This is a genomic window from Meridianimarinicoccus zhengii (genome assembly GCF_003254465.1).
GTDB classification, from domain to species: domain Bacteria; phylum Pseudomonadota; class Alphaproteobacteria; order Rhodobacterales; family Rhodobacteraceae; genus Meridianimarinicoccus; species Meridianimarinicoccus zhengii.
Genome location: NZ_QDFI01000058.1, coordinates 19,592 through 28,401, shown reverse-complemented (window position 1 = coordinate 28,401; position 8,810 = coordinate 19,592). Strand labels below are relative to the sequence as shown.

6 protein-coding genes are annotated in these 8,810 nt (G+C 67.9%); 5 read left to right on the top strand and 1 reads right to left on the bottom strand.

What is annotated here, in order from left to right; genetic code table 11:
- Positions 1-990: MFS transporter (locus tag DDE13_RS16405; protein ID WP_111405364.1), on the top strand; the 990-nt coding region annotated here is incomplete at its 5' end.
- A gap of 75 nt (positions 991-1,065) precedes the next feature.
- Positions 1,066-2,337, top strand: coding sequence for a DUF2254 domain-containing protein (locus DDE13_RS16400; RefSeq protein ID WP_111405363.1), 1,272 nt, complete (start codon positions 1,066-1,068; stop codon positions 2,335-2,337).
- A gap of 9 nt (positions 2,338-2,346) precedes the next feature.
- Here DDE13_RS16400 and DDE13_RS16395 read toward each other — a convergent pair whose 3' ends face one another.
- Complete coding sequence (locus DDE13_RS16395) at positions 2,347-2,553, bottom strand: hypothetical protein (protein ID WP_111405362.1); 207 nt, start codon at positions 2,551-2,553, stop codon at positions 2,347-2,349.
- A 256-nt stretch (positions 2,554-2,809) separates the two neighbouring features.
- On the opposite strand from DDE13_RS16395, the gene DDE13_RS16390 reads away from it, so the two are divergent.
- The 3 genes from DDE13_RS16390 (at position 2,810) to glgC (ending at position 8,784) form a co-directional block, all read left to right on the top strand.
- The gene (locus DDE13_RS16390) at positions 2,810-5,194 is read left to right on the top strand and encodes a glycogen/starch/alpha-glucan phosphorylase (protein ID WP_111405361.1); all 2,385 of its coding nucleotides are present in this window, start codon (positions 2,810-2,812) and stop codon (positions 5,192-5,194) included.
- 47 nt (positions 5,195-5,241) lie between these two features.
- A complete protein-coding gene (gene glgB, locus DDE13_RS16385; RefSeq protein ID WP_111405360.1) occupies positions 5,242-7,437 on the top strand; it encodes a 1,4-alpha-glucan branching protein GlgB in 2,196 nt (731 codons plus the stop codon).
- A gap of 84 nt (positions 7,438-7,521) precedes the next feature.
- Positions 7,522-8,784 carry a glucose-1-phosphate adenylyltransferase gene (glgC, locus tag DDE13_RS16380; RefSeq protein ID WP_111405359.1) on the top strand — a complete coding sequence of 421 codons (1,263 nt, stop codon included), beginning with the start codon at positions 7,522-7,524 and terminating at the stop codon, positions 8,782-8,784.
- The last annotated feature ends 26 nt before the right edge of the window (positions 8,785-8,810 follow it).

Genomic DNA, 8,810 nt, shown 5'->3' with positions numbered 1-8,810 from the left:
GCCGCCGCGGCGGGCCAGGGGCTGGCGGCGCTCGGGATCGCGCTTTGCGCCTTCCTGCTGACGGGCTGGGCCGCGGGACTGGGCATGCTTGCGGGCGTGGGCGCGCTGGCACTGGCGCGGGCCGCGGCGTCGGTCAGCCAGAAGGACGCGCTGGCCCGCACCGTCGAAAAGGGGCGGCGCGGTGCCATCACGGGTTTCGCCGCCAGCCTTGCCGCCGCGCTGGGGTTCGGGTTCGGTGCCTTGATGGCCGCGGGGCTGTTCCCGCTTGCGGTGCCGACCCTGTCGGGCGCCGTGGCACTGGCGGGCGTGGGACTGATCTTCGCGGGGCTTCTGTTCACGCGGCTGCGCGAACCGGCCCGGACGCCCGATCCCGATGACGACCCCGCCGACCTGTCCGCGCTTGTGGCGCCGATCGTCACCGACCCGCAGTTGCGGCTCTTCGTGGCCGCGCGCGCGGCGCTTGCGGTCACGGCACTGGCGCCGCCGTTTCTCGTGCTGCTGTCGGGGCAGGAAGGGCGCGGGGCGCTCGACCAGCTCGGCCCGCTGGTGATGGCGGCGACGCTGGGCAGCGTGCTCGCGGGCTATGTCTGGGGACGGCTGTCGGACCGGTCGTCACGCCAGACCCTTATGTCCGCAGGCGCACTGGGGGCGGTCGTGCTTGCCTTGGCCGGGCTTGCCGGGTGGCGCACGGGCGGTCTTGGCGGCCCTTGGGGCGCGGCGGCGGCGATGTTCGCCGCCCAGATCGCCTATGAAGGTGTACGCGCAGGGCGCAAGCTGCACCTGACCGACATGGCCGAGGACGCGTTCCGCGCCCGCTACACCGCGCTGTCGAACACCCTGGTCGGCCTTGCGCTGCTGGCGGGCGGGCTTGCCGGGGCGGCGGCCGATGCAGTCGGCGCGGGGCCGGTCCTGATCGGCTTCGGGGTGCTGGCCGCGATCGGGGCCGCGCTTGCCGCGCGGCTCGAGGAAGTGCAGACCGACGCGGGGTGACACCCGCGCTTGACTGTCGCGCCGCACCATGGACCTCTGGCCGCGACCCCGACCCCCAAGGATCCTGCACCCGTGATGTTCGACCGCCAGTTCTGGCTGCTCCGCCGCGCCCTGCGCAAGATCTGGGTCCGGGTCACCGGCTATGCGCTGCTTGCCGTCGCGGCTGTGGCGGCCGCTGGCTGGCTGGGGCCGCTCCTGCCCGATACCTTCCTCGTACGCACGGGGGCCGCGGCGGTCGGCGATGTGCTCGATGTGCTGGCCTCGTCCATGCTGGCGGTCACGACATTCTCGCTGTCGGTGGCGGTCTCGGCATTCGCCGCCGCGGCAAGCAACGCCACGCCGCGCGCCACGGCGCTGCTGCAACAGGATCACACCACCCAGAACGTGCTGGCGACGTTTCTCGGCGCGTTCCTGTTCAGCCTGCTCGGGCTGATCGCACTGAGCGCCGAGGCGTTCGATCCGCGCGGCCGGGTGGTGCTGTTCCTCGTGACGCTGCTGGTCACGACACTGGTGGTGATCGCGCTGATCCGCTGGATCGAGCACCTGATGAGTTTCGGGCGCATGGCCAACACGCTCGACCGGGTGGAAGCGGCGACAGCGGCGGCGCTGTCCGGCTGGCGGGCCGATCCGCTGCTGGGCGGCCGTCCCGGTACGATCGGCGGCACGCAGGGCACCGCCATCGGTGCGCCGCGCACGGGGTATGTTCAGCACATCGATATCCGGGCGCTCGACGGCTGCGTGCAAGGCTCCGGGGCCGAGGTGCATCTTTGGGTCCGGCCCGGCGCGTTCGTCGCCCGCGGCACGACCCTGATGCGGGTGACCGGGCGCGCACCCGACGGGGAGATGGAGGCGGCGCTGGTCGCCGCCGTAACGCTGGACAGATCGCGCAGCTTCGACGGCGATCCGCGTTTCGGGCTGATCGTGCTGTCCGAGATCGCCTCGCGCGCGCTGTCGCCGGCGGTCAACGACCCCGGCACCGCCATCGACGTGATCGGCCGGGTGGTGCGGCTTCTGACGGCGCCGCCCCCGGAAGACGCGCCCGAACGTGCACCGGCGCCACGCTGCCCGCGCGTGCGGGTCCCGCCGCTCGACCCCGGCGAGATGCTGACCGATGCGCTGCGGCCCGTGGCACGGGATGGCGCGGCGCTGATCGAAGTGCAGATCCGGCTGACCAAGGCATTGCAGGCCCTGGCCTCTGCCGAACCGGCCCGGCTGGGCGATCCAGCGGCGGCACTGGCGCGCGACGCGGTCGCACGGGCCGAAGCGGCCGGAATGGGGCCTGCGGACATGACCGCGCTGCGTGTGGCCGCGGGCTGGGCAGGTGTCCTGCCCGACACCGACCCCTGATCCGAGATGTCAGCGGTTTTCTTCGGGCGTGGCGATCACGCCGAACGTGGCGCCCACGGCGGCCCCCGCCAGCGCGCCCGCCGCACCACCGACCCACGCGCCGCTGAGCACCCCAAGCCCGGCCCCTTGCGCCGCGTTGGTCCGCAGGTCGCTGGTGCAGCCCCCAAGGGCAGCCAGTACCGCAAGAAAGATCAGGGTCGCGGGCGAAAAGCGCATGGCGGGGGTCCACTCGTTGACTGCGGCCCTGTTAGGCCAGTGCGGTCATATTGACCACAGCCCCCGCCCGATTTGCGCGGAATTCGGCGCAGGCTTGCACCGAACTGCGCTTCGCGCCACTGATAGCGCCAACAGCTCGGGCCGATACCAGCGGCATGCCTCCTGCGGGGTTGACCTGCACGGGGCATGACTAACCTGATCGCAAGAACCACGGGATACGACCCGACAGAGGCCAATTGACGAAGGAACCGATTGCATGACACCGGCCAGCCTGCGCGACAGCGTTCTGAACCACCTGAAATACTCGCTGGGAAAGGATGCCGACCACGCGGTCATCCATGACTGGCGCATGGCACTGTCGCTGGCGGTCCGCGACCGCATCACCGATCCATGGTTCGCCGCCACGCGCGAAGCGTATGCCGGGCAGCACAAGCGCGTCTATTACCTGTCGATGGAGTTCCTGATCGGACGGCTTCTGCAAGATGCCATCGTCAATCTCGGCCTGCTCGACACGGCGCAGGCGACCTTCGACGATCTGGGCATTCCGCTGGCCGAGGTGGTCGCGGACGAACCGGACGCGGCGCTCGGCAACGGGGGGCTCGGGCGGCTGGCGGCCTGTTTCATCGAATCGCTCTCCAGCCTGTCGGTGCCCGCGATGGGCTACGGCATCCGCTACGAACACGGGCTGTTCAAGCAGAGCTTCCGGGATGGCCGCCAGATGGAGGCGCCCGAGGACTGGTTGCAGCAGCGCCACGCCTGGGAATTCGAACGCCCCGAGGCACGGTTCACAATCGGCTTCGGCGGCACGGTCAAGGGCGGCAGCGACGGTGCCGCATCGGTCTGGCAGCCGGACGACGGACTGATCGCGCAGGCCTATGACACGCCGATCATCGGCTGGAAGGGCCGCTGGGCCAACACGCTGCGGCTGTGGTCCGCCAAGCCGACCGAGATCTTCGACCTCGACCGGTTCAACAGCGGCGATTACCTTGCGGCATCGGCGGCGGAGACGGGCGCGCGCACGATCTCCCGCGTGCTCTATCCCGACGATACCACCCCGCAGGGCAAGGAACTGCGGCTCAAGCAGGAATATTTCTTCACCGCCGCGTCCCTGCGCGACGTGCTGCGCCGGTTCGACAGCGAATACAACGACCTGGCACTTCTGCCCGACAAGGTGGCGATCCAGCTCAACGACACGCACCCGGCCATCGCAGGGCCGGAACTGGTGCGGCTGCTGCACGACGAACGCGAGATGCCGCTGGACGAGGCGATCACGGTCGCGCGCCAGTGCCTTGCCTATACCAACCACACGCTCCTGCCCGAGGCGCTGGAACGCTGGCCGGTGGACCTGATGGCGCGCCTTCTGCCCCGGCACATGCAGATCATCGAAGCCATCGATGCCGCCCACGCCGCCGAGAAACCCGACCGCAAGGCCAATGCCGTCGCGGACGGAGAGGTCAAGATGGGTGAGCTTGCCTTCATCATGGGGCACAAGGTCAACGGCGTGTCCGCGCTGCATACCGGGCTGATGAAGGAAACGGTCTTCGCCGAACTGCACCGCCTGCACCCCGACCGGATCGTGAACCAGACCAACGGGGTGACCCCGCGCCGCTGGGTGCTGGGGGCCAACCCGCGTCTTGCGTCACTGATCACCGACACCATCGGCGACGGCTGGGTGGGCGATCTGGAAAAGCTTGCCGGGCTTGAGCCGCATGTCGATGACGCGGGCTTCATGGACCGCTACCTTGCGGCCAAGCGCGGCAACAAGACCGACCTGGTGGACTGGGTGAAGGACACCCATGACATCGCCCTTGACCCCGACGCGATGTTCGATGTGCAGATCAAGCGCATCCACGAATACAAGCGTCAGCACCTGAACATCCTCGAGGCGATCGCGCTGTGGCACGAGATCCGGGACGATCCGAACGCCGACTGGACCCCGCGGGTCAAGATCTTCGCGGGCAAGGCCGCACCGGGCTACGTCTTCGCAAAGGAGATCATCCACCTGATCAACGACGTGGCCACGGTGCTGAACGCCGATCCGGTCACGTCGAAATTCCTCAAGGTGGCGTTCCTGCCCAATTACAACGTGACGCTTGCGGAACGACTGATCCCGGCATCGGACCTGTCGGAGCAAATATCGACCGCCGGTAAAGAAGCGTCGGGGACCGGCAACATGAAATTCGCGCTGAACGGCGCACCGACCATCGGCACGCTCGACGGGGCGAACGTGGAAATCCGCGAGCATGTCGGGGCGGAGAACTTCTTTCTCTTCGGCATGACGGCGCCCGAGGTGATCGAGCGACGCACCATCGACGATCACGCGGCCCAGGCGATCAGCGACGATCCGCGGCTTGCGCGGGCGCTCGATGCAATCCGGGGCGATGTGTTCTCGCGTGGCGACGCGGGACGGCATGCGGGCGTGGCCGATAACCTCGCGGGGCACGACTATTTCTGCGTGTGCTCCGATTTCACCGACTACTGGCGCGCCCAGCGGGCGGTCGATGCCGCGTATGGCGACCGGTCCGCATGGGGACACATGGCCGCGCTGAACACCGCGCGGTCAGGCTGGTTCTCGTCCGACCGGTCGATGCGCGGGTATCTGGCGGATATCTGGGGGGCGAAGCCTGCAATCGTGTCATGAACGGGATCGCCGTTTGCGTCGCGGCGCGCAATCGGTAGCATGGGGCCATGAACAGCACAGCCACACCCGACTTTCCGCCGCGCGATGATCTGCAACGCCTCGTCGAGGGGCGTCATGACGATCCGTTCGCGATCCTCGGGCCGCACGCCCATGACGGCGTTCCCCACGTGACCGTGCTCCGTCCCGATGCCACCGCCATGGCCGCGCTGGTGGGCGACGACGTGATCCCCCTGCCGGCCCACGGCGTGGTGCCCGGCATCTTCACAGGGGCGGTGCCCCCCGGCCCCTATACGCTGCGCGGCACGACGCGCGACGGCACGACATGGGACTTCGACGATCCCTACCGCTTCGGCCCCGTTCTGGGGGAGATGGACGAATACCTGCTGGGCGAGGGCACGCATCGGCGCATCTGGCAGGTGCTTGGCGCGCATGTCTGCGACCATGATGGCGCGCGCGGGGTGCATTTCGCGGTCTGGGCGCCGAACGCGCGGCGCGTGTCGGTCGTGGGCGAATTCAACATCTGGGACGGGCGCCGCCACCCGATGCGCCGCCGTGGCGCCACCGGCGTCTGGGAAATCTTCATCCCCGGCCTTGGCGAGGGAACGCCCTACAAGTACGAACTGGTCGGCCCGGACGGCGCAGTCCTGCCCCTGCGCGCGGACCCCGTGGGCTTCGGTGCCGAACACCCGCCCGCCACCGCGTCGGTCGTGCGCGACATCTCGGGATATGGCTGGGACGACGACCGGTGGATGGCCAGCCGCATGGGGCGCAACGCGCGGACCGCGCCGATTTCCATCTACGAGGTCCATCTGGGATCATGGCGCCGCATCGCGGCCGAAGGCAATCGCCCTTTGTCCTACAAGGAAGCCGCCGAACAGCTCGTGCAATACGTCACCGACATGGGGTTCACCCATATCGAGCTGATGCCCATCGGCGAGCACCCGTTCGACGGGTCCTGGGGATACCAGCCCGTGGGGCTGTTCGCGCCGACCGTGCGCCACGGCCCGCCGCACGAATTCCGCGACCTGATCGACGCGGCGCACCAGGCGGGCGTGGGCGTGCTGATCGACTGGGTGCCGGGCCACTTCCCCGCCGACGCGCACGGGCTGGGCCGGTTCGACGGCACGGCACTGTATGAACACGCCGACCCGCGCGAAGGCTTCCACCAGGACTGGAACACACTGATCTACAATTTCGGCCGCACGGAGGTCGCGAATTTCCTGATCTCAAATGCGCTCTACTGGCTGGAGGAATACCACGTCGACGGTCTGCGCGTGGATGCGGTCGCCTCCATGCTGTACCGCGACTATTCCCGCAAGGAAGGCGAATGGGTCCCCAATATCCATGGCGGGCGCGAGAATCTCGAAGCCATCGCCATGATGCGGACGGTCAACACCATAACCTATGGCGAGTGCCCGGGCATCATGACCGTGGCCGAGGAAAGCACCAGCTTCCCGGCGGTGTCACGCCCGGTGGACACAGGGGGCCTCGGGTTCGGGTACAAGTGGAACATGGGCTGGATGAACGACACGCTCCAGTACATCAAGACCGACCCGGTCTACCGCAAGTTCGACCACCACAAGATGACCTTCGGGCTGCATTACGCGTTCTCGGAGAACTTCATCCTGCCGATCAGCCATGACGAGGTGGTGCACGGCAAGGGATCGATGCTCCAGCGGATGCCGGGCAATGACTGGGAACGCTTCGCCAACCTGCGCGCCTATTACGGGTTCATGTGGGGCCATCCCGGCAAGAAGCTCCTGTTCATGGGCTGCGAATTCGCGCAGCCCGCCGAATGGAACCACAACGCGCAGATCGACTGGGCCGCCGCCGCGCGCCCCGAACATGCAGGCATCCAGCGGCTGGTGCGGGATCTCAACACGCTCTACCGCGCCGAGCCCGCGCTGCACGTCGCGGACTGCGAAGCCGACGGGTTCCAGTGGATCGAAGCGAACGATTCCGACGCGTCGGTATATGCTTGGCTGCGCTACGGCCCCGCCGCGCCGGACGTGGCGGTGTTGTGCAACTTCACCCCGGTGGAACGCACGGCCTATACCGTCGGGCTGTCGGCACCGGGCCGCTGGCGCGAGGCGCTGAATTCCGACGCCGAAACCTATGGCGGCGGAGGGCGCGGCAACATGGGTGCCGTCACCGCGACCGCCACACCCAGCCACGGACTGCCCGCTTCGGCGCAGGTGGTGCTGCCACCCCTGTCGGCGGTGTTCCTGGTGCGGGAGGACTGACCGCACGCCGATTTCGCCGACGAAAGACCAGACGGCCGTCGGGACGGGGATCGCCCCCGCCCGGTTCTCAGGGAGGAGACGACCATGGAAAGACCACACGCACGACTGTCGAACCGCACGGTGGCCTTCGTGCTGGCGGGGGGGCGCGGCTCGCGCCTGCGCGAATTGACCGATCGGCGGGTCAAACCAGCGGTCTATTTCGGCGGCAAGGTCCGGATCATCGATTTCGCCCTCTCCAACGCACTGAACTCGGGCATCCGCAAGATGGCCGTGGCCACCCAGTACAAGGCCCACAGCCTGATCCGCCATTGCCAGCGCGGCTGGAACTTCTTTCGCGCGGAACGCAACGAGTTTCTCGACATCCTGCCCGCCAGCCAGCGGGTGGACGAATCCATGTGGTATCGCGGCACCGCCGATGCCGTGGCGCAGAACATCGACATCATCGACAGCTACGGCGTGGATTACGTGCTGATCCTCGCGGGCGACCATGTCTACAAGATGGACTACGAACCGATGATCCGGCAGCACGTGGACGCGGGCGCCGATGTGACCGTCGGCTGCCTGACCGTGCCGCGGCCCGAGGCGACGGCCTTCGGCGTGATGGCGGTCGATGGCACGGGGCGGATCACAGATTTCCTGGAAAAGCCCGCCGATCCGCCCGGCACGCCCGAGGATGCGTCCATGGCGCTGGCGTCGATGGGGATCTATGTCTTCTCGTGGAGCTTCCTGCGCGATCTCTTGCTGCGTGACGCAGAAGACAGCAATTCCAGTCACGACTTCGGCAACGACCTGATCCCCGACATCGTGAAGAACGGCAAGGCCATGGCGCACCGCTTCACCGAAAGCTGCGTGCGCGCGGCGGATGCCCCGGCCTATTGGCGCGACGCGGGCACGATCGACGCCTATTGGAAGACCAATATCGACCTGACCGATTTCACGCCGGAACTGGACCTTTGGGATCACGAATGGCCAATCTGGACCTATTCCGAAAGCGTGCCCCCCGCAAAGTTCATCCATGACGAGGAAAACCGCCGCGGGTCGGCGGTGTCGTCGATGGTGTCGGGTGGCTGCATCGTGTCGGGTACGGAAATCCGCAATTCGGTCCTGTTCACCATGGTCAAGACGAATTCCTATGCTTCGCTCGATCACGTGGTGGCGCTGCCTTATGTCGATGTGGGTCGCCACGCCCGGCTGCGCAACGTCGTGATCGACAGGGGTGTCGTGATCCCCAAGGGCCTCGTCGTGGGCGAGGATCCGGAAGAGGACGCCAAGTGGTTCCGCGTGTCCGAGGGCGGCGTGACACTGATCACGCAGGACATGCTCGACCGGCGGGACGCGGCGCTGTGACAGGCGCCGGGGTCGTGCGGCGGGGG

Coding starts and splice junctions, on each gene's coding strand:
- glgC (WP_111405359.1), top strand. CDS start 7,522: ATGGAAAGACCACACGCACGACTGTCGAACCGCACGGTGGCCTTCGTG.
- DDE13_RS16400 (WP_111405363.1), top strand. CDS start 1,066: ATGTTCGACCGCCAGTTCTGGCTGCTCCGCCGCGCCCTGCGCAAGATC.
- DDE13_RS16390 (WP_111405361.1), top strand. CDS start 2,810: ATGACACCGGCCAGCCTGCGCGACAGCGTTCTGAACCACCTGAAATAC.
- glgB (WP_111405360.1), top strand. CDS start 5,242: ATGAACAGCACAGCCACACCCGACTTTCCGCCGCGCGATGATCTGCAA.
- DDE13_RS16395 (WP_111405362.1), bottom strand. CDS start 2,553: ATGCGCTTTTCGCCCGCGACCCTGATCTTTCTTGCGGTACTGGCTGCC.